Source organism: Magnetospirillum molischianum DSM 120, from assembly GCF_000294655.1.
Taxonomy (GTDB): Bacteria; Pseudomonadota; Alphaproteobacteria; order Rhodospirillales; family Magnetospirillaceae; genus Phaeospirillum; species Phaeospirillum molischianum.
The window spans coordinates 20,955-42,030 of the sequence record NZ_CAHP01000047.1 but is presented as its reverse complement, the minus strand read 5'-3'; the positions used below and the strand labels follow the sequence as shown (position 1 = coordinate 42,030).

The following is a 21,076-nucleotide window of genomic DNA, read 5'->3' as shown; positions in this document are numbered from 1 at the left end:
TCTCCTCATCGGCCACCGGACATCAGGTGTTGAGATCGGAACCGTTCAGACCCAAATGCGAGGCCGCCACCACCGCACGGGTGCGGTTGTTGACGTTCAGCGCCTTCAGGATCGCAGTAACGTGCAGTTTGACCGTCCCTTCGGCCAGTTCGAGCACGCGAGCGATTTCCTTGTTCGATTTGCCCTGGCCGAGCAGAGCCAGCACCTCGCGCTGACGCGGGGTCAAGGCCGCCAATGCGGATTCTCCAGCAACTGGCAGACCGGCGGCATCGCTGCCCGACGGCCCCTGATCAAGCAGGGCTGGCGGCAGATAGACGCCTCCCGACAAAACCAGCTTCAACGCCGACAGCATCACCCGGCTCGACGAAGTTTTCGGGATGAACCCAGCCGCTCCCATATTGACCGCTTGCAAAACGTGCCGACGGTCGTCGGAGGCAGAGAGAACGATCACCGGCACATCGGACGGCAGCACGTCGCGTAACTTAGCCAGCCCATCTCCCCAGCTCATCCCCGGCATGGCGAGGTCGAGCAGAACGATACCGATATCGGTTTCGTTCTCGGCGGCGGCAATCGCCTGAGGAAAGTCGCTGGCCTCGATTACGATCGGCGGGCCTTCGAACTGGCTAAGAACATGCCGCAACCCGTCGCGAAATAATTCGTGGTCATCGGCGATAAGAATTTTCATTTCACATTCACCGTCAGTCTTTCGGTCGTCGTCACACCCACCCTCCCATCACTATGGTGGCAAACCTGTGTGGCCTCCGCCACAAAAAACGCTCTTGGACATAGGGCAATCGCACTAGACGCTTACCTTGAGCCCCTTGATTCGCCATAACACCGTAATTGAGGCAATGTGGCTAACTTTATTCCCCGCGCGGGACATCTGGCCTTTGGCAGCGCCATCGGCTATGGTCCGCCGCCGTTATGCGCCGCCCGCCGTTCGAGGACACGAATGCCCGATCTTTTCCGCCTGGCTGGCCCCCTGCTTCGCCTGCTCAATCCCGAAACCGCCCATGGCCTGACCCTGCGCCTGCTCCAGGCCGGTCTTGTTCCTGCTCAACCGTCCTATGACCCGCCCGCCTTGGCGGTCCGGTTGTGGGGGCGGAGCTTCCCGAACCCGGTGGGTCTGGCGGCGGGCTTCGACAAGAATGCCGAGGTTCCAGATGCCATGCTGGCCCAGGGCTTCGGCTTTGTCGAGATCGGATCGGTAACGCCACTGCCGCAACCCGGTAATCCGCGCCCCCGCCTGTTTCGACTGAACGCCGATGGGGCGATCATCAACCGAATGGGCTTCAACAATCAGGGGCTTGAGGCGGTCGCGGCCCGACTGGCGGCGCGACGCAGCCGAGGGGGCATTGTCGGCGCCAATCTGGGCAAGAACAAAACCACCGAGGACGCCGCCGCCGATTATGAAAAAGGCGCTGCCCGGCTGGCCCCATTGTCCGATTATCTGGTCATCAATGTCTCGTCCCCCAATACCCCCGGCTTGCGGGCGCTACAGGGACGAGACCAACTCGAATCGCTGGTCCGGCGCACCCGCGCCGCCCTGATCCGTTCGATGCCCAAGGCGGCCCCGCCGCTGTTGTTGAAGATCGCCCCCGACCTTGCCTGGGAAGATCTGTCGGATATCGCCGCCGTTGCCCTGGCTGGCGATCTCGACGGATTGATCGTTTCGAACACCACTGTCGCCCGACCGGACTGGCTGCGCTCGCCCCAGGCGACCGAGACGGGGGGCCTGTCCGGCGCGCCGCTCTTTGCCTCCTCGACGGCGATGCTGCGGCGAATGTACGAACTGACCCACGGCAAGCTGCCGATCATCGGTGTGGGCGGCATCGCCTCGGGTTCGGAAGCCTATGCCAAGATCCGGGCCGGCGCGTCGCTGGTTCAGCTCTATTCCGCCCTGATTTACGGCGGTCCCGGTCTGGTCACCCGCATCAAACGCGAGATGCACGACCTGTTGCTCCGCGACGGCTTTTCCTCGATCACCGAAGCGGTCGGGGCCGATCTACGCGAAAGCAGACCGTTATGACCGTCCTGGCCGCCGGAGTGTCGGAACTGGTCGAGGGATATGACGGCGTTATTCTCGATCTATGGGGCGTGATCCACGATGGTGTCGTCGCCTACCCCGACGTTATCGAGTGCTTGGCCGCGCTACGCGCCGCAGGTAAACGGACTCTTTTGCTGTCGAACGCGCCCCGTCGCTCCACCGCCCTGATCGCCCAATTGTCGGGAATGGGGATCGGCCGCGACATGTATGACGAAGCGCTGTCTTCGGGCGATGCGGTGCATCAGGCGCTCGAACGGCGCGACGAGGCCGACTTTGCTACGCTGGGGCGACGGCTCTATCACCTGGGGCCAGAGCGCGACCGTAACATCTTCGACGATCTCGATTACGAAGCGGTCGAATTGGGCGAAGCCGATTTCGTTCTTAATACCGGGCCGGTCGATCTAGGGGAAAGCGCCGCCGATTACCGCCCGATTCTCACCGTCGCCCGTGCCCGCGCCTTGCCGATGATCTGCGCCAACCCGGATCGCGAAGTGATCCGTCAGGGAAAGCGTATCGCCTGCGCCGGAGCCTTGGGCGACATTTACCGCTCGCTGGGCGGCGTGGTGATCGAACGCGGCAAGCCCGATCCAGCGATCTACGACACCGCCCTGGAGCGACTCGGCATCGCCGACCGGAACCGGATTCTCGCGATCGGAGATGCGTTGCACACCGATATTCGCGGCGCCCGCAAGGCCGGGATCGCTTCGGTGCTGGTGGTCGGCGGCATTCATGCCGATGAACTGGGCATTACCTGGGGCGAACAGCCCGATCTGGCCCGCCTCGACGCCCTGATCCGCCGCCACGGCGACCGCCCCCGCGCGGCCTTGACGCGTCTGGTCTGGTAAAAGGCCGCGACCCGCAAGCCAAGACTTGCGGCCGCTGGCCCCACCGCCATTGCAGACGGAAACTTCGTCCTATGGCGTCAGCGCAACATTGTCGATCAGACGGGTCGTCCCCAGACGAGCCGCGACGAGCAACCGCGACGGACGGACGACAGACTCGACCGGGGCCAGGGTATCGGCCTCACGCAGTTCGAGGTAATCGACCGAATCGAACCCAGCCGCCACCAGGGATTGCGCCGCAGCAGGGCACAGATCGGACGCCGCTCCACCGGCGGCCAGCGCCTCGGCGGTCGCACACAAGACCCGGTACAGCGCCGGAGCAATGGCGCGCTGCTCGGCGGTCAGATAGGCATTGCGCGACGACAGAGCCAGCCCGTCCTCTTCGCGGACGATCTCGACCCCGCGCACCGACACCGGAATGTCGAGGTCACGCACCATCCGGCGAATCACCGCCAATTGCTGATAATCCTTTTCCCCGAACAGGGCGACGCTGGGCTGAACCTGAAGCAGCAGCTTGCTCACTACCGTCGATACCCCGTCGAAATGACCGGGACGGGCGGCTCCGCACAGCCCCTCGGACAGCCCCGTAACGCGGACCTGGGTCGAAAAGCCATCGGGATACATCTCGGCGACCTGGGGAGCGAAGAGCAGATGGCACCCGGCCTTGGACAATTGCGCGGCGTCCTCGGCCTCCTGGCGGGGATAGCGTGCGAAATCCTCGCCCGGACCGAACTGAATCGGATTAACGAAGATCGAAGCCACCACCCGGTCAGCCACTTCCAGAGCGTGCGAGATCAGGCTCATATGCCCCTGGTGCAGCGCCCCCATGGTCGGCACCAGCGCAACGCCCAACCCCTGGTCGCGCCAATAGCGGACGCGGTTGCGCAAATCGGCGACGGCGCGAACAATGTCTACCTCATGGCTCATCGATCAACCCTCCTTACGAGGCAGGCCGAAGCAGTGCTCCGGCGCGGGAAAGGCGCGGGACCGGACATCGGCGGCATAGCTTTCTACCGCCGCGCGGATCGCCGGGCGCACATCGGTATAGCGCTTGACGAATTTCGGGGTGAAATCGTCGAAGAGTCCCAACACGTCGTCAATCACCAGCACCTGACCGTCACAGGCGGGCGAAGCGCCGATGCCGATGGTCGGGATATCGATCTCGGCGGACAGGGCGCGGGCGACCGGCTCGACCGTCCCCTCGACCACCACGGAAAAAGCACCTGCATCGGCGACGGCGCGAGCGTCAGCCCGGATCGCCTCGGCCTCAAGCTCACTACGCCCCTGGGCGCGGAATCCACCGATCGCATGCACCATCTGGGGCTTTAGCCCGATATGGGCCATCACCGGGACGCCGCGTTCGACCAGAAAGGCGATGGTGTCGGCCATCTCGCGCCCGCCTTCCAGCTTGACCGCGGCACAGCCGGTCTCGGCCAGCAAACGGGCCGAGGCACGGAAGGCTTGTTCCCGACTTTCCTGATAACTGCCGAACGGCAGATCGACCACCACGCAAGCACGAGACGACGATGTCACCACGGCGCGGCCATGGTTGATCATCATGTCGAGCGTCACCCCCAGGGTTGTCTCCATGCCATAGACGACCATGCCAAGCGAATCACCGACCAGCAGAATGTCGCAGACCGGATCGAGCAGGCGGGCGATCGGGGCGGTATAAGCAGTCAACACCACCAGCGGTTCGCCACCCTTATGGGCACGGATGTCGCGGGTCGTCACCCGCCGGGTTGTGATTTCGCGGCTCACCTGTTGCTCCCTTTTTCTTGTCGGTGCCCAGGCGGCGGCGGCGCTTTGTCGTCGTCGTTGTCGAACAGAATGCGCTGGGCGGCACCGTCCATATCGTCGAATTGGCCAGAGCGCAATGACCACAGGAACCCGACCAACCCGAGCAAGCCCAGGATCAGGGCGACAGGGATCAGCATCAGAAGGGTTTCCATCGGTCACCGCCTCCCGCCGGACAGACGTAGGGCGTTCACAATTACTAGCAGCGACGAGGCGGACATGGCAATCGCCGCGATCAGGGGCGTAACGACACCACTGATCGCCAACGGCACCGCCAGCAGATTATAACCGAGTGCGAGCGCAAAGTTCTGCCGGGTCAACGTCCGAGCCTGACGCGCCACCGCGATGGCTTCGACCAGCGGAGCCAGCCGCTCTCCCTGGAAGACCAGATCCGCAGCGGCCCGGCTGATATCCGCGCCGCTGGCGGGCGAAATCGAGACATGGGCGGCGGCCAGGGCCGGAGCGTCATTGAGACCGTCACCGACCATCAGCACCCGGCGGCCACGGGCGGCCAGCGTGGTCAGCCGGGCCACCTTCGCCGCCGGATCGCAGCCGCCACGCCAATCGGTGATTCCAACCGTATCCGCCAACGCGGCGACGATGACGCGACGGTCGCCCGACAGCAATTCGACCGACAGCCCCAGGTGCCGCAGAGCGGCAATCGCGTCGTTCGCATCCGCGCGCGGACGATCGGCAAAGGCGAAGCGAACCGGAGTCTCGCCCGGCCGGGCCAGCCATAATTCCGGCCCGTCGGCCTCGTCGGATTCCAGGACGGCGACAAAGGCCCGCGAGCCGAGCCGGTCTCCCCCGCATCCGCTCAATCCCTGGCCGGGATGCTCGGTCACCGCCTCGGCGGAACGGACATCGGGACAGGCCGCCACCAGAGCGCGGGCGAGCGGATGCGACGACGCTACCGCCAACGATGCCGCCACCGCCAGATCGTCGGCGTTCCAGCCGCCCTCTGGCCGCAGAACCGGCCGCCCGGCGGTCAACGTCCCGGTCTTATCGAAGACGACATGATCGATCTCGGCCAGCCGTTCCAGCGCCGTCGCCGATTTGACCAGAACGCCCCGCCGCATCAACCGTCCGCTGGCGATCACCTGCACCACGGGCACCGCCAGAGCCAGAGCGCAGGGGCAGGTGACGATCAGCACCGATACCGCAATCAGCAGCGCCGGCTGCCACGCCATCCCCGCCAGCACGATCCAACCGATAAACGTGACCAGAGCGGTCAGATGCACCACCGGGGCGTACCAGCGCGCCACCCGTTCGGCGAAGGCGACATAGCGGGCGCGGCCCTGTTCGGCGACCTCCATCATGCGGACGATCCCGGCCAACAGCGTGTCCTCGCCAACCGCCGTGACCCGCAGCCGCAACGGCGCGGTCAGGTTCATCGTCCCGGCGTAAAGTGGACTGCCCGGACCGGCCGCCATTGGCACGCTTTCTCCGGTCAACAGCCCGGATTCAATGTCGGAACGGCCATCGATTACCACGCCGTCGATCCCTACCCGCTCGCCCGCCGCCACCAGAACGGTCTGCCCCACCATCACCCGGCGCGGTGGCACCAGCCTCCGATGTCCATCGGAATCGATCACCAGCACGGCGCGGGCATCGAGCGCCAGCAGATGCTCGACCGCCGACCGTGCCCGGCCGCGGGCCCGCGCCTCCAGATAGCGTCCGATCAACAGAAAGAACAGCAGGCTGACCGCCGAATCGAAGTAAGCATGCGGCCCCCCGTTGACGGTCTCCCACAAGCTCATCGCCGAGGTCAGCACGACGCCGATAGTGATCGGCACGTCCATATTGGTTCGCCCCGCCCGCAGCGCTCCAAGCGCCGAGGCGGCAAAAGGACGCAGGCCATAGACCACCGCTGGGAGCGCCACCAGCGCCGACACCCAATGCAGCAACCCCCGCGTCGCCGGTCCCATCCCTTGGGCATGCCCGGCCCAGACCGATACCGACAGCAACATGACATTTCCGGCGGCGAATCCGGTCACCGCCATCGCCTTCAACAGCCCCCGTTCATGGCGGAGATCGTCGGATTCCAGCCGGTCGGGATCGAATGGCACCAGTCGGTAGCCCACCGCGAACACCGGAGCGAGAATCGCGGCCGGATCGTTCTCCTCGGGGCGAAAGCGCAACGCCAGTCGCCGGGTGGTGAGGTTGACCCTGGCCCAGGTCACGCCGGGCTGGCGGGTCAGCAGCGATTCGATCAGCCAGACACAGGCGCCGCATTGGACGCCATCGACCATCAAGGACAGAGCGGACTCGCCTCCCGGCAGGGCGGTGACATGATCGGACAAAGCGGCGGCAACGCCGTCGCCGTCGGGGCGTGGCGGCTGGGCGGTGGGATCGAGACAACGGCGTCGGTAGTAGAGATCCAGCCCCTGGGCCGAGATCAGCTCATAGGCGGCGGCGCACCCGGCGCAGCAAAAACCGCCGACCGCCGCGCTCTCTCCCCCCAGCGGCGAACCGCAATGACGGCAGAGCGCGGCCGGGCCGGTCACGGCGCGACGAAGCGGCGGAAGCTTTGGTAACTCACTCCGCCACCCTCGGCTACCGCCTGAAGATCCCACAGACCGGGCAAAGGCAAGACGACGATAACGGCATAATCGCCGGGACCGGACGGGCTGAGAACGACATTGCGGTCGTCGTTCTGGACGGCGGGACGGGACAGATGGACCCGAACCTGCAACCCGTCGATCGGATGTCCATCGCGGTCGCGATACGTCTGGGCAATGACGATCCCGGACCCATTGGGAATCGGATCGGTCATCGTCATGACGGACCAGCCCAGCGCTTCTTGCCGTCTCGCCGCCTCCAGCGCTTGATTGTAGGCAAGCCCCTTGTCATAGGCCCGCTCGGCCGAGAGACCGGGAAAGGTGCTGCCCGCCAGCCAAGCCATCGTCGCATTAACCGCCACCACCACCCCGAAGACGGCGACGAAAATATAGGGATACCACCAGCCGGGGCGGCGGTCGGCGGTCATCTGTCCGGCCCGACGAACAGAGATTCGGCGCGGGTTTCGCTACCGTCTTTCAGATCGCGCAAAACAAAGGCCAGGGATACCCGCCGTCCCGTGGCGATCCCGGCGGCGGCAGTCACGAACACGGTGAAGCTGCCGACTGAATCCGACGCAACCTTTAGAGGTGGGCCGCCGCCGATCACCGACATGCGAACCCCCTCCAGCCCCTCGATTTGCAGATCGAAGATCCGTTCCGACCGCACCTTGTTCTGAACCTTGACGACATAGCCGTTACGGATAGATCCATCCGAAAGGCGCACATACAGCAATGCCCGCTCGTGCAGAATGGTCATCTCGGTCGTGGTCCGCGCGATCAGAGACCAACCGATCACCCCGAGGGAAAGCGCCAGAATCGCGCCATAGACCAGGGTACGCGGGCGCACCAGCCGATGCCGGGGAGTCTCCCCCCGTGCGCGGGCAGCCTGACTGGCGATTGAATCCCAGGTAATCAGTCCACGCGGCAACCCAACCCGGTCCATCATCGCATCGCAACCGTCGATGCACAGACCGCAGCCGATACAGCCCAGTTGCGAACCGTTTCGAATGTCGATTCCGGTCGGGCAGACCGCCACGCAGACTCCGCAATCGATGCAATGGCCGCGTCCCTCGAACGTCTGCCCCTTGCGCCAGCGCCCGCGCCGCTCGCCCCGCCAGGCTTCATAGCCGACGATCAGCGAATGCTCGTCGAACATCGCCGCCTGAAAGCGAGAATAAGGGCACATGTACAGGCAAACCTGCTCGCGGGCAAAACCAGCCAGCAAATAGCAAAAGCCGCCAACGACAGCGATCGCGCCATAGATCGCCACGCTTTCGCGCCCCGTCAGGATGGCGGGCAACATCGTTGGCGCATTGCCGAAATACAGCGCGAAGGCAATGCCGCAAGATCCGGCGATCAGCATCCAGAGCAGATGGACGGCACCCTTGCGAGCCAGCTTGTCCAGATTCCAGGGGGCGCGGTCCAGTGCCAGACGACGGGTCCGGTCGCCGATCAGCATCCGCTCGATTTGAACGAACAGATCGGTATAGACGGTCTGCCAACACAGAAACCCGCACCAGACCCGCCCGTACAACGCGCTGACGAGGAACAGGACGATGGCGGCGACGACCAGAATTCCGGTCAGGTAATAGACTTCCTGCGGCCAGATTTCGAGGCCGAGGAAATAAGCCCGCCGCCCCCCCATGTCGATCAGGATCGCCTGATCCGGGGCGCCAGGGCCACGATTCCAGCGCAGGAACGGGGCCAGATACCACCAGGGCAGCAACACCACCATCGCCAGAAATTTCCAGGACCGAAATCGTCCACGAACCGAGCGGGACTGGACGGTTTCGGAGCGGGCATAGAGAGAACTGCCCTCTGGCTCAGTCACCGTCCGCCTCCCAGAGTATGGACGTAAACCGCCAGCATGCGGATCGTGCCCGGCCCCAGCCGCTCGGACCAAGCCGGCATCGCACCATGGCGGGGCCGGGTCACCTGAGAAATCACCGTGGCGCGAATCTCGGCCGCGCGGACCTCGGGTTTCTGGTTGCCCAGCTTGCTGGCATAAAGCCAAATCTGATTGTTAAGGGCCGGTGCGCCGATATCCTTGTTCCCTTCTCCGACCTCGCCATGGCAGACCGCGCAATTCTCGGCGAAGATTTCGGCACCCGGCAGACTCGCCACCGGAGCGCGATCGGCAACGGTCAAAACATAATCGGCGACCTGCTCGATCTGTTGGGGTGTCAGGATGCCGTCGGCTCCAAATTTCGGCATCTCGCTCTGGTGCGAATTGGGGTTGGAATTGCGCACACCGAATTTGATCGTCTGCTCGATCTCGTCGATGGTACCGCCCCACAGCCATTCGTCATCGGCCAGAGTCGGATAGCCAAAGGCTCCCACCCCACCGACACCATGGCAGGGAGCGCAATTTTCCTCAAAGGCGATCCGTCCTCCGGCGCGGGCATAGGTCAGCAGTTCGGAATCGGCCTCGACCGCCGCGGCAGGCAACGATTCGATCCGATTCAGCCAGACGGCACGAGCCGCCTTCTGCTCGGCGATTTCGCTTTCCAGATCGGCGCGCGAGGAATAGCCCAGCAAGCCCGGCGTAAAGCCGTTCAGCAACGGCCAGCTTGGCATCAGCACCCAATAGCCGATCGACCACACCACGCTGACCCAAAAAACGATGATCCACCAGCGCGGCAATGGCGTGTTCAGCTCGCGGATGCCGTCCCACTCATGGCCCGTGGTGTAGCGGCCGGTGACAGGGTCTTTTTCTACCGGTGCCATGGCGCGCTCTCCTGCTCCTCGTCGTCGCGCAGCGGAATGCTGCCATGTTCTTCCAACCGCTTGCGATTGCCCGGCCAATAGACAGCGGCGATGATCGCGATGAAAACGGCCATCAACCACAGCCCCCAAAACGGCCTCAAGATCTCATCGACAAAGGCAGACGGCATTGGCGTGTCCCTTCGGTCAGCGGCGGATCAAGGCGGGATCGACCTGCGTGAAATCGACCATCGTTCCCAGCACCTGAAGATACGCCACCAGTGCATCCATCTCAGTGACTGGCCCGTTCTCGGGGCTTTCGACCGCGCGGCCCAGCCGGGCCTTGGGATAACTCGCCATCACGGGAGGCGGAGCCGCGTTAGGATCGGCCAGAGCTTGTTCTTCCAAATCGTGGGCCGCACCATCGATCTGGGTATCGTTATAAGGGACGCCGACCGACCGCAGCACCCGCAGCCGGACGCCGATATCGCTGTAATCAAGCGGCCGCATCAGATGGGGGTAGCCGGGCATCACCGAACCCGGCACCACCGAACGCGGATCGATCAGATGGCGAACATGCCAATCGCTCGCATATTTCCCACCGACACGGGCCAGATCGGGGCCGGTACGTTTCGACCCCCACTGGAACGGGTGATCGTATTTCGACTCGGCGGCCAGACTGTAATGGCCATAACGCTCGGCCTCGTCCTTGAAGGGACGGATCATCTGGCTGTGGCAGTTGTAGCAGCCCTCGCGCAAGTAGATGTCGCGTCCAGCCTGCTCCAACGGGCTATAGGGGCGCACCCCCTCGACCCGCTCGATCGTCGATTCAATCGAGAACAGCGGGGCCACCTCGACAAGCCCCCCCACCGACACCGTGACCACGATACCGATCGTCAGCAGCAGAGCGTTGGTCTCGATCCGGGCGTGATGTTTGAACAGCGACATCGTCCGGGTTCTCCTTTAACGGGCCGGGCTGGGCGCGGGCACGGCAGCCGTTACCGTGTCTTCGCCAAAAATCGTCCGCACCACGTTGTAGGCCATCACTAGACCTCCGACCGCGAACAGCACCCCGCCGATGGCACGGATAACGTAATAGGGATGCATCGCCTTGACCGTCTCGATGAATGAGTATTCAAGGAATCCATAGCTGTCATAGGCTCGCCACATCAGACCTTGCATGATCCCCGAAATCCACATCGCGGCGATGTAGAGGACGATGCCCAGGGTCGCGATCCAGAAGTGAATCCCAACCAGACGCAACGAATACATCTCGGACTTGCCCCACAGCTTCGGCACCAGGAAATAGATCGCGCCGAAAGAAATGAAGGCAACCCAGCCCAACGCCCCCGAATGAACGTGGCCGATCCCCCAATCGGTGTAATGCGACAATGCATTGACCGACCGGATCGCCATCAACGGCCCCTCGAAGGTCGCAATGCCATAAAACGCAACGGCGGTAACCATGAAGCGGATCACCGGATCGGTGCGCAGCTTGTCCCAGGCACCCGAAAGCGTCATCAGCCCGTTCAGCATACCGCCCCAGGACGGCATCCACAGCATCACCGAGAAGGTCATTCCCAGGGTCTGGGCCCAATCGGGCAAGGCCGTATAGTGAAGATGATGTGGGCCGGCCCAAATGTACAGGAAGATCAGCGCCCAGAAATGGACGATCGACAGGCGATAGGAATAGACGGGTCGCTCGGCTCGCTTGGGAACGAAATAGTACATGATCCCAAGAAAACCGGCGGTCAGGAAGAAGCCGACCGCATTATGCCCGTACCACCATTGCGTCATTGCATTCTGGACACCGCCGAACAGTGGATAACTTTTGGTCAAACTGACCGGCACCGCGAGGTTGTTGCCGATGTGAAGCAGCGCCATGGTCAGGATCATCGCCAGAAAGAACCAGTTGGCGACATAGATATGAGGCTCGCGCCGCTTCAGCAGCGTTCCGGCAAAGACGGCGAGATAGAGCACCCACACCACCAGGAAAAGCAGGTCGAGCAGCCATTCCGGCTCGGCATATTCCTGTCCTTGGCTATAGCCCAGCACATAGGAAATCAGCGCCAGAACCAGGAACAGATTATAGCCCCAGAACAGAGCCGCCCCCAGCCGTTCGCCCCCGAATAAAGCGGCGCGACAGGTGCGCTGCACGACATACAGCGAAGTCGCCATCAACACATTGCCGCCGAATGCGAAAATCACCGTGGTGGTATGAACTGGCCGTAACCGACCGAATGTGGTCCATTCGAGGTCAAGGTTAAGCACGGGAAAGGCCAACTGCCACGCGATAAAATCGCCGACCAGGAAGCCCAGAATGCCCCAAACCACAGCCGCCAGGGTGAATTTGCGGATCGCCGCTTCGCAATAAGGGGAAGAATCGTAGGTTTGTCCCATGCGGAACTCCTGATTTCCGACGAATCGAAGCGGAAGAGGGGAAGCCCCTGCGCCTCAAGATATACACCAAAAAGGGGTAAGGCATCATCCTTCCGCAGATCAGCCTCTTGGCGGCGGCGGTCGGGAGCCTTACAGTGCCTTGCATGACGCATACAGACAACCCCCCCGAAATCGCCACCACTCCCCTTCCCACCCTGACTTTGGCCAAAGGCCATTCGAAGCGGCTGCGCGCCGGTCATCCGTGGGTCTTCTCCAACGAAATCGAGATGACCGCAGAAACCCGGCTGCTGCCACCCGGCGGCTTGGTCTCCCTGATCGATGCCGGCGGCGAACGGCTGGGGATCGCGACCTTCAATCCTCATTCTCTGATTTCAGTGCGGCTGCTGTCGCGCGATCCGACCCAAAAAATCGACCGGGCCTTCCTGTCGGCTCGGCTGTCCGCCGCCCTGACCCTCCGTCAGGCTCTGTTCCCCCGTCCATTCTACCGACTGGTTCATTCCGAAGCCGATGGCCTGCCCGGCCTCGTGGTTGACCGCTTCGGCGACGTGCTGGCGGTCCAGACCAATACCGCCGGGATGGAACGTCTGCTCCCCGACCTGTTGGCGGTCTTCGACGATCTGCTGTCGCCCCGCGCCGTGGTGCTGGTGAATGATAGCCCGGCCCGCATACATGAGGGATTGCAGCCCGAACACCGCGTCGTCGCCGGTGCCATCGACGGCCCGGTCGAACTGGAAGAAAACGGCTGCCGCTTCGTCGCCGATCTTCAGGAAGGACAAAAGACCGGCTGGTTCTACGACCAGCGCGATAACCGCGCCGCCGTCGCCCGCGTCGCGCCGGGACGGCGCGTCCTTGACGTCTATACCTATGCTGGCGGATTCGCGGTCCAGGCGGCGGTCGCCGGTGCCCGTGAAGTGATCGCAATCGATCGGTCGGAAATCTCGCTGGCTCTCGCGGCCCAGGCGGCGAAACTGAACGAGGTCGCCGTCGAAACCGTCCGCGCCGAATCCTTCGCCGAAATGGAACGGCTGGCCGCAGCGGGAGAGCGGTTCGGTGTGGTGGTGGTCGATCCGCCCGCCTTCGTCAAATCGCGCAAGGATCTTGGCGCGGGGGCCAAGGGATATCGCAAGATGACCCGCCTTGCCGCCGCCCTGGTCGAACCCGGCGGCTTCTTGTTTTGCGCCTCGTGTTCGCACCACATGCCGGTCGAGGCTTTTGCCCTGGAAACCGCACGCGGCCTGCAACAGGCTGGGCGCTCCGGTCGCATCATCCGCTCCGCCGGAGCCTCGTCCGACCACCCGGTTCATCCCTGGCTGCCGGAAAGCGCCTATCTCAAGGCGCTGATGTACCAACTGGATTAGCGAGAAGCGCCGAGCTTTAAACCTGAAGCGAGGCGCTCCAGCCGCCATTGCGGCGGAGGCCCGCGCCTGGCGAAGGACATTGATGAAAGCCTAAAGCGTGATGCCGATTTAAGGCAGCACGCTTTAGCAACCTGCATCGACCTTCGACAGCAAGCGATGCAGCGCGCTGTCGGCGATGCCGAGTTCAGTCAGATGTGCCACCGTTTCGGCAAGATAATCGCGACTGGTCCCGGCATGGCCAACCCCCTGACGCACCAGCGACACCAGCGCGGCGGGATCGGCGGCTCGGTAATACTGATCGTGGCCGCGATCCGCGACAAAGGCCCAGGCAGAGACCATCCGCCCGTCATTAAGGCGTGTGGGTAGATGGCACGGCCGATAAACCCCGCCGATCATTTCGCGGGCGATCAGGCGTCGTTGCGCTTCCTCAACATCGTCGGGAGCAACCCAAAACGCCCGGCCCAGGCAAGACCCGCCTCGGTCGAGTCCCAGCACCAGCCCCGGCCGTTCCGGCGTACCGCGGTAATGGTTGGACAGGATGCATAAGGCGCGATGAAATCCCCATAACCGGGCCGCCAGAACCTCGACATGGGGAAAATCCGGCCGCCACATCAGCGACCCATAGGCAAACACCCACAATCCGTCCCGCACACTCGGCTCCATTCTGTTCCAATCGCCGGGATCACTCTTCCGGCGCGACCTCGACCCGATTCCGCCCGCCGTCCTTGGCGCGGTAAAGCGCGGTATCTGCGCGGTTCAGCATCGCGGCAATATCGTCCGGCGACACTGACGCGGGCGCTCGTTCCGTCCACGAGACGACGCCAATGCTGACCGTCATCGCACAGGTCTCCCCGCTTTCGGTGCGCAGAACCACCTGCTCAACCTGCTGACGCAGACGCTCGGCGATCAGCCGGGCTCCCTCACCGCCGGTGCCTGGCAGGGCGATGGCGAATTCCTCGCCGCCGATCCGGCCCAGGATATCGCCTTCGCGTAGGGCTTGGCGGCACGCGGTGACAAAAGCCCGCAGCGCCGTGTCGCCGGTGGCATGGCCCCAGCGATCGTTGATCCGCTTGAAATGGTCCAGGTCGAGCGCCAGAACGGTGAAGGGACGCCCCATCCGTCGGGCATGATCCAATTCCATCCCAGCCAGATGATGGAAATGGGCGCGATTGGCGATGCCGGTCAGTGAATCGCGCGTGGCCCGCCATTCCAGTTCGGCCAGATGGATCTGGTGATCGCAGAAGGCACGCAGCGACAGCGCCAGATCGTCAATCCCGTCGTCGTCGTTCAGCACAACCGGCACCCGGTCGAGCACCATCCGCAGCAATTCCGCGCCGGGATCTTCATGATGGCGAACCATCACCGGATAGGCACCGACCACCAGCCGATCCCCTCCGGCGGGAAGAACCAGCCGTTGCCACGTTTCTTCCTGCGCGCCGTTATCGAACATGGCGGTATAGGAACGCCACAGCGGCCGCCTGACCCGACGGGCATAGGCGTAATCGAAATCAAGCATGCCGCGCCGGTCGGCGGGCAGGATGTCGGCGGGCAGGCGATCAATGACACAGCCAGCCAAATCGGCCCCGAAATGACGGACAAAAGCCCGGCCGTAATGGGTATAGCGATTGCCAGCCGTATCGATGTCGATCACCAGAAGATGGTCGGCATGGGCTGAGAAACGGGCGGATGGATCTGCGATCGGTCCTGCCGCCCGCCAGAGATCCAGCAGATCGATCAGCCGTTTGTCCATCACTTTCGCCACCAGAGCCTGCATGGATGGGTCCTCCCGGCAGCCCATTCGCGGATCGTCCGAAAGCGCCGGGGCCCGTGCCCAACGTCGCCATCGGTCGCCGGGCGCGGGTGCGCCCGATGATTGCGGCACGATGATATATCGGCTTCACCGCACTTGTGAAATTCCTTATCACACCAGATGCACGGATAGCACCTACATACCTAAGTTACACGCTAATCACACATTCAGTCGTGATTACAGTCTCTGCTCTTCCTGTTTTTGGTTTGCCGGTGTCAGTGTGAGCGTCGATGTCGGATCTCGCACGTACCCTGTTTCAAGCGACCCGCCCCCTTTCGTTCCACGCTTCGGCCGTCCCCGTCGCGGTGGGGACCGCGTGGGGGATTCATGGCGGGGGAAACTTCCACCCGGCCTTGTTTTTGCTGGCTCTATCCTGCGCTGTCTGCCTGCATGCGGGGGGGAATGTCGTCAACGACGTCGGCGACGAGATCAACGGCGCAGACCGGCTCAATCACGTCCATATCCAGCCTTTTACCGGCGGCTCGCGCCTTATCCAGAACGGGCGTTTGTCCGTCCGCTCGATGGCGGTGTGGGGGGCGATCCTGATGACGGTAGGGGGCGGATTGGGCGGCATCCTGACGATGGTCAAGGGGCCGGTCGCTCTGATGTTCGCCCTGGTCTGCTTCGTTCTGGCTCTGGCCTATTCGCTGCCGCCAATGACCTTGGCGGCACGCGGATTAGGCGAGGGAACGGTGGCAATCGCGTTTGGACTTCCGGTCCCCTTTGCCGCATGGCTGCAAAGCGGCCATTTCACCCTTGAAGCACTGGTCGCGGCGGCAATTGTCGGCTGCTGGACGGCGGCGATGCTGATCTGCACCGAAATCCCCGACATCCGCCCTGACGCCGCCGCCGGCAAGCGAACCCTGGTGGTCCGACTCGGCATTAAACGGGCGCCATCGCTCTATCTGGGGGTCCAGGCCACCGCCTCGGCGTTGCAGTTGGGCCTGGGCTGGCTGTCCGACCTGCCCGCCTGGGCCACGCTGCCTCCGGTGATAACGATGCTGGTCGCGCTGGCGGCAGCCCCGATGATGATGCGTGACCGGCCCTCGCAACTCAGCGCCATCCGTCTGACCCTCGGCATTCATATCACCGGCGGATTGATGCTGATCCTGGCGGCACTATCCTAGAGAGGCTGCGAAACACAGCATCATCATCATTGATGAGGTGCAGCCGTGATGATATGCCCCTTGGCAAGACCTCACAGCAACGACACAACCCAAGCCCTTCCGATCAAAGAAGGCATCGGCTTCTCATCGAGATAAAATAGAAAAAATTAAAACACAAACGAACAAAATCGCAACGCCCTATTATTAATAAGGAACGCTTTGTACATAACTTTTATAAAAGAATAACACCTAATTTTTAATATATGCTAAAAATTAAACGGATAAGATCAAGAGACACCCGATACAGGGCATAATTGAAAAATATTATCTCCGTCAATTTAAATTATTAGCTTACTTCCCCAGCTGGATTTATCCGCCCGCCTCCAGCGATATGACCATTCCAGCGAAGCTCCACTCTTGAAATTTTTAATGGAGGGCGTGACAGTACCGGCGTCCCAAGGGTAACCGAGGCGGGGACGCCGTTGAGGATCGTTCCTCACCCCGGCAACAAAGCGAAAAGAGAGGTGGTCGTGTTGGTTCCAACGATTTTGTGCGGGGGTTCGGGATCACGCTTGTGGCCGGTTTCGCGGGAATTGGACCCGAAACCGTTCATTGCCTTGCCAGACGGCCAGACTCTGCTGCAAAAAAGCTACGTGTTGGGAGCGGGCTTGCCGGACGTGCGGGAAGTTATCACCATCACCCGACAGAGCCTGTTCTTCAGGGTCGAGTCCGAAATTCGCCAGCTTGCAGGGACCAAGCCCGACCTCACTTTTATCCTTGAGCCATTCGGACGCAACACCGCCGCAGCAGTCGCCGCCAGCGCCCTCTATGTTGCCCAGACACATGGCGAAGACACGGTTCAGTTAATACTCGCCGCCGACCATCTGATCACCGACCCGGTTGCCTTTGCCGGGGCGGTTGCGCAGGCGGAAGCTTTGGCACGGAACGGAAAAATCGTCACCTTCGGAATCCAGCCCGACGCGCCGGAAACCGGCTATGGTTACATTGAGGCGAACGGAACCGATATCCTCCGCTTCGTCGAAAAACCGTCTCTGGAAAAGGCGGAGGAATTTGTCCGCTCGGGCCGGTTCTTCTGGAATTCGGGGATGTTCTGCTTCACCGCAGGCACCATGCTCCGGGAACTTGCCGAGCATTGCCCCGACGTTTTAGAGGCAACGCGCGTCAGCATCGAGGCCGCGATGGCCGCGACGAAGGACAAGCGGGTTATCGAATTCGATCCTCGTCTGTTCGAACGCGTGCGCGACACGTCAATCGACATCGCTGTAATGGAAAAATCGCAGCGGGGCGCGGTGGTGGCCTGCGACATCGGCTGGAGCGATATCGGCTCGTGGGACGCCCTCAGTGCTCTGCTCCCCGCAGATGCCAACGGCAACCGCCTCCAAGGCGACGTGTTGATAGAAGACAGCAAGAATTGCTTCATCCAGAGTGCGGGACGGCTGTTCGGGGTTCTTGGCGTCGAGGATCTGATCGTCGTCGATACCCCCGACGCCGTTCTGATCACTCATAAGGATCGAACCCAGGACGTCAAACGGCTTTTCACCGAGCTGAAACGCCGCAACCACGAGTCGCACAAGATGCATCTAACCGTGCACCGTCCGTGGGGCACCTACACGGTGCTTGATGAAGGGGAACGCCACAAGATAAAGCGCATAACGGTTAAGCCTGGCGCAAGACTCAGCTTGCAGGCACATCACCACAGAAGTGAGCACTGGATAGTTGTGGCCGGAATGGCCAAGGTCACGAATGGGGATAAAGAAATGCTGGTTGGCCCCAACCAGTCCACTTATATTCCCGCCGGCTGTCTTCACAGACTCGAAAACCCTGGCATCCTCGATTTGTCCATGATCGAGGTCCAGAGCGGCGATTATCTTGGCGAAGACGATATCGTTCGGTATGAAGATTTATATGGGCGCTGCTGATGACCCTGACCTGCTTTAAGGCTTACGACGTTCGCGGCAAACTCGGCAATGAGTTGAACGAGGATATTGCCCACCGCATCGGCCGCGCCTATGCTCACCACCTCGGAGCACGACGTGTCGTGGTTGGTGCGGACGTCCGACTGTCGAGCGAATCCCTGAAACAGGCCCTGGCCGAGGGGCTGATGAAGAGCGGAGCCGACGTGATCGACCTCGGCCTGACCGGAACGGAGGAGGTTTACTTCGCCGCCTTCCACCTTGATGTCGATGGCGGCATCGAGGTTACCGCCAGCCACAATCCGCTTGATTATAACGGCATGAAGTTTGTTGGGCGCGGAGCAAAGCCGATCAGTGGCGATAGCGGTCTGCGCGCAATCCAAACGCTGGCCGAGACCAACCAGTGGCCAACACCAGAACAGCGCGGCACCCTGGAAAAGCGCTCGTTGCGCGATGCCTATGTCGAACATCTGCTCGGTTATGTCGAGCCGAAGGCGATTGGGCCGCTCACGCTGGTGGTCGATCCCGGCAACGGTGCCGCCGGCCCGGTGGTTGATGCCCTGGAAGCGGCGTTACAGGCACGGGGAGCTCAGATCTCCTTCATCAAAATTCATCAGCAGCCCGACGGCACTTTTCCTAATGGCATTCCCAACCCGCTATTGCCGGAAAATCGCCACGCAACCGCCGAGGCAGTACGGGCACATGGTGCCAACATGGGGATCGCCTGGGACGGCGACTTCGACCGCTGCTTCCTCTATGACGAGACCGGCACGTTTATCGAGGGATACTATATCGTCGGTCTATTGGCCGAAGCGTTCCTGGCCAAGGCACCAGGGGAGAAAATCATCCACGACCCGCGCCTAGCCTGGAACACCATAGACATCGTTCGACAGGCCGGAGGCGTGCCGATCCAGTCGAAGACCGGCCACGCCTTCATCAAGGAACGGATGCGGGCGGAAAACGCGATCTATGGCGGCGAAATGAGCGCGCATCACTATTTTCGCGACTTCGCCTATTGCGACAGCGGGATGATTCCCTGGTTACTGGTTTCCGAGCTCCTGAGTCGTAGCGGCAAACCATTGTCTCAACTCGTTGGAGAGCGAATCGCGGCCTACCCTTGTAGCGGCGAAATCAATTTCCAGGTCGCCGATGTCGGAACGGCGTTAGCACGGGTTCGAAAGCACTATGCTCCGGCCAATCCGGCTCTCGATGAAACCGATGGCCTTAGCCTTGATTTCGATCAGTGGCGCTTCAACCTGCGCGCCTCCAATACCGAGCCGCTACTCCGCCTCAACGTTGAAAGCCGGAGAGACTTAGGTGAGGTCTCGAGACGAGTCGCGGAGATCGAGAGCCTGATCGGGACAATCGTATGATTTTGCCACTTCCGACCAGCAGCGAGACGAGTTCTATCCTGTCATCGATGACCGCAGCGCTCAGACGGGTTAATATCCTTTTTGTCTCTGTTGTCCTCCTCCCGACTCTCTTGGCGACGTTGTATTATGGGGCAATTGCGTCCGATGTTTATATCTCGGAATCTCGCTTCATCATCCGGAAGCCATCCCAGCAATCATCGTCCGCTCTTGGCCTCCTTTTAAAAGGAAGTAGCTTTAGTCAGTCGCAAGACGACACCTATACCGTGCGCGAATACATCATGTCGCGCGATGCATTAATAGAATTAGATAAAAAACTCGATCTTCGCCGCACATTTTCTAGCAAAGACATTGATATATTCAGTCGCTTTGCTGGAATAATCCCAGACGACAGCTTCGAGACGCTCTTCAAATATTATTTGAAGCATATTGATGTAACCATTGGTGCCGATTCGTCGATCATCACTCTGGAAACTCGGGCATTCAACGGTCAGGAAGCCGTATTTGCGAACGAACTTCTGTTAGATCTAAGCGAAGACCTCGTTAATAAACTTAACGAACGGGCCAGAAAAGACCTCATCTCTTTTGCATTGAGAGAGGTAATAAATGCACAATCAAAGAATAAAGCGGCTGTTGTAGCTCTCGCAAATTATCGGAATCGCCACGGAGTGATCGATCCGGAAAAGCAGAGCCAGATTCCAATGCAGCAAATATCCAGGCTTCAGGATGAACTGATATCCGCTATCGCGCAGCGGACACAGCTGCAAATGCTTGCCAAAGACAATCCTCAAATCCCATCCATGGACAAACGGATTGAAATTCTAAAAAATGAGATCCAGAAAGTATCCGATCAGATCGCTGGCGGCGATTATTCCTTAGCCAGCAAGGCATCAGATTACCAACGCCTCTCACTTGATAAAGAATTTTCTGAAAAATTACTTGCAGGAGCGCTCGGCACACTTGAACAGGCTCACAACGAAGCTCTGCGCAAGCAGTTGTATTTGGAACGTATCGTTGAGCCGAACATTCCGGACAAAGCTCTGGAACCCAAACGTATCCGAAGCATCGTTGCGGTCTTTTTGGTCGGGTTGATGCTCTGGTTAATCTTGACGATGGTTACCGCAGGCATCAAGGAACATCAGGACTGA

20 protein-coding genes are annotated in these 21,076 nt (G+C 61.5%); 7 read left to right on the top strand and 13 right to left on the bottom strand.

Translation table 11 applies throughout. The features are described 5' to 3' along the window. Positions 1 to 22: 22 nt before the first annotated feature. Complete coding sequence (locus tag PHAMO_RS15845; RefSeq protein WP_002730801.1) at positions 23 to 685, bottom strand: response regulator; 663 nt, start codon at positions 683 to 685, stop codon at positions 23 to 25. 267 nt (positions 686 to 952) lie between these two features. On the opposite strand from PHAMO_RS15845, the gene PHAMO_RS15840 reads away from it, so the two are divergent. Continuing rightward, a complete protein-coding gene (locus PHAMO_RS15840; RefSeq protein WP_002730800.1) occupies positions 953 to 2,029 on the top strand; it encodes a quinone-dependent dihydroorotate dehydrogenase in 1,077 nt (358 codons plus the stop codon). Further along, on the top strand, positions 2,026 to 2,892 hold the full coding sequence (locus PHAMO_RS15835) for a TIGR01459 family HAD-type hydrolase (protein WP_002730799.1): 867 nt from the start codon (positions 2,026 to 2,028) through the stop codon (positions 2,890 to 2,892). The genes PHAMO_RS15840 and PHAMO_RS15835 overlap by 4 nt, the downstream gene beginning before the upstream one ends. Before the next feature lie 69 nt (positions 2,893 to 2,961). On the opposite strand, the gene panC is transcribed toward PHAMO_RS15835, so the two are convergent. From panC to ccoN, 10 genes are read right to left on the bottom strand one after another with little or no spacing between them, the layout of a single operon-like run. Further along, positions 2,962 to 3,816, bottom strand: coding sequence for a pantoate--beta-alanine ligase (panC, locus tag PHAMO_RS15830; RefSeq protein WP_002730798.1), 855 nt, complete (start codon positions 3,814 to 3,816; stop codon positions 2,962 to 2,964). Positions 3,817 to 3,819: 3 nt separating this feature from the next. Then, positions 3,820 to 4,650 carry a 3-methyl-2-oxobutanoate hydroxymethyltransferase gene (gene panB / locus PHAMO_RS15825; RefSeq protein ID WP_002730797.1) on the bottom strand — a complete coding sequence of 277 codons (831 nt, stop codon included), beginning with the start codon at positions 4,648 to 4,650 and terminating at the stop codon, positions 3,820 to 3,822. After that, the gene (gene ccoS, locus PHAMO_RS15820; protein WP_002730796.1) at positions 4,647 to 4,841 is read right to left on the bottom strand and encodes a cbb3-type cytochrome oxidase assembly protein CcoS; all 195 of its coding nucleotides are present in this window, start codon (positions 4,839 to 4,841) and stop codon (positions 4,647 to 4,649) included. The genes panB and ccoS overlap by 4 nt, the downstream gene beginning before the upstream one ends. 3 nt (positions 4,842 to 4,844) lie before the next feature. Continuing rightward, positions 4,845 to 7,193: a heavy metal translocating P-type ATPase gene (locus PHAMO_RS15815; RefSeq protein ID WP_002730795.1), complete on the bottom strand. Its 2,349-nt coding sequence runs from the start codon at positions 7,191 to 7,193 to the stop codon at positions 4,845 to 4,847. Next, positions 7,190 to 7,675, bottom strand: coding sequence for a FixH family protein (locus PHAMO_RS15810; RefSeq protein WP_002730794.1), 486 nt, complete (start codon positions 7,673 to 7,675; stop codon positions 7,190 to 7,192). Before PHAMO_RS15810 ends, PHAMO_RS15815 begins: the two co-directional genes overlap by 4 nt. After that, positions 7,672 to 9,078, bottom strand: a complete 1,407-nt coding sequence (gene ccoG / locus PHAMO_RS15805; protein WP_002730793.1) for a cytochrome c oxidase accessory protein CcoG — start codon at positions 9,076 to 9,078, stop codon at positions 7,672 to 7,674. Before ccoG ends, PHAMO_RS15810 begins: the two co-directional genes overlap by 4 nt. After that, on the bottom strand, positions 9,075 to 9,974 hold the full coding sequence (ccoP, locus tag PHAMO_RS15800) for a cytochrome-c oxidase, cbb3-type subunit III (protein WP_002730792.1): 900 nt from the start codon (positions 9,972 to 9,974) through the stop codon (positions 9,075 to 9,077). Before ccoP ends, ccoG begins: the two co-directional genes overlap by 4 nt. After that, positions 9,962 to 10,141, bottom strand: a complete 180-nt coding sequence (locus PHAMO_RS15795; RefSeq protein WP_002730791.1) for a cbb3-type cytochrome oxidase subunit 3 — start codon at positions 10,139 to 10,141, stop codon at positions 9,962 to 9,964. The genes ccoP and PHAMO_RS15795 overlap by 13 nt, the downstream gene beginning before the upstream one ends. Before the next feature lie 16 nt (positions 10,142 to 10,157). Continuing rightward, on the bottom strand, positions 10,158 to 10,898 hold the full coding sequence (ccoO, locus tag PHAMO_RS15790; protein WP_002730790.1) for a cytochrome-c oxidase, cbb3-type subunit II: 741 nt from the start codon (positions 10,896 to 10,898) through the stop codon (positions 10,158 to 10,160). A 15-nt stretch (positions 10,899 to 10,913) separates the two neighbouring features. Continuing rightward, the gene (gene ccoN, locus PHAMO_RS15785) at positions 10,914 to 12,350 is read right to left on the bottom strand and encodes a cytochrome-c oxidase, cbb3-type subunit I (protein ID WP_002730789.1); all 1,437 of its coding nucleotides are present in this window, start codon (positions 12,348 to 12,350) and stop codon (positions 10,914 to 10,916) included. Between the two features lie 143 nt (positions 12,351 to 12,493). On the opposite strand from ccoN, the gene PHAMO_RS15780 reads away from it, so the two are divergent. Then, positions 12,494 to 13,708, top strand: coding sequence for a class I SAM-dependent rRNA methyltransferase (locus PHAMO_RS15780; protein ID WP_051002458.1), 1,215 nt, complete (start codon positions 12,494 to 12,496; stop codon positions 13,706 to 13,708). Positions 13,709 to 13,831: 123 nt separating this feature from the next. Here PHAMO_RS15780 and PHAMO_RS15775 read toward each other — a convergent pair whose 3' ends face one another. Both PHAMO_RS15775 and PHAMO_RS15770 read right to left on the bottom strand, forming a co-directional pair. Then, positions 13,832 to 14,359, bottom strand: coding sequence for a gamma-glutamylcyclotransferase (locus tag PHAMO_RS15775; protein WP_235720867.1), 528 nt, complete (start codon positions 14,357 to 14,359; stop codon positions 13,832 to 13,834). A gap of 31 nt (positions 14,360 to 14,390) precedes the next feature. Continuing rightward, positions 14,391 to 15,482: a GGDEF domain-containing protein gene (locus PHAMO_RS15770; RefSeq protein ID WP_002730782.1), complete on the bottom strand. Its 1,092-nt coding sequence runs from the start codon at positions 15,480 to 15,482 to the stop codon at positions 14,391 to 14,393. Between the two features lie 266 nt (positions 15,483 to 15,748). Between PHAMO_RS15770 and PHAMO_RS15765 the strand changes: the two genes are divergently transcribed. From PHAMO_RS15765 to PHAMO_RS15750, 4 genes are all read left to right on the top strand, one after another. After that, the gene (locus PHAMO_RS15765; RefSeq protein ID WP_002730780.1) at positions 15,749 to 16,645 is read left to right on the top strand and encodes a prenyltransferase; all 897 of its coding nucleotides are present in this window, start codon (positions 15,749 to 15,751) and stop codon (positions 16,643 to 16,645) included. 503 nt (positions 16,646 to 17,148) lie between these two features. Beyond that, positions 17,149 to 18,564: a mannose-1-phosphate guanylyltransferase/mannose-6-phosphate isomerase gene (locus tag PHAMO_RS15760; RefSeq protein ID WP_040567604.1), complete on the top strand. Its 1,416-nt coding sequence runs from the start codon at positions 17,149 to 17,151 to the stop codon at positions 18,562 to 18,564. Further along, positions 18,564 to 19,931 (top strand): phosphohexomutase domain-containing protein, encoded by a 1,368-nt coding sequence (locus PHAMO_RS15755; RefSeq protein ID WP_002730774.1) that lies wholly within the window; start codon positions 18,564 to 18,566, stop codon positions 19,929 to 19,931. Before PHAMO_RS15760 ends, PHAMO_RS15755 begins: the two co-directional genes overlap by 1 nt. Further along, positions 19,928 to 21,076 (top strand): capsule polysaccharide export inner-membrane protein BexC, encoded by a 1,149-nt coding sequence (locus PHAMO_RS15750; RefSeq protein ID WP_002730772.1) that lies wholly within the window; start codon positions 19,928 to 19,930, stop codon positions 21,074 to 21,076. Before PHAMO_RS15755 ends, PHAMO_RS15750 begins: the two co-directional genes overlap by 4 nt.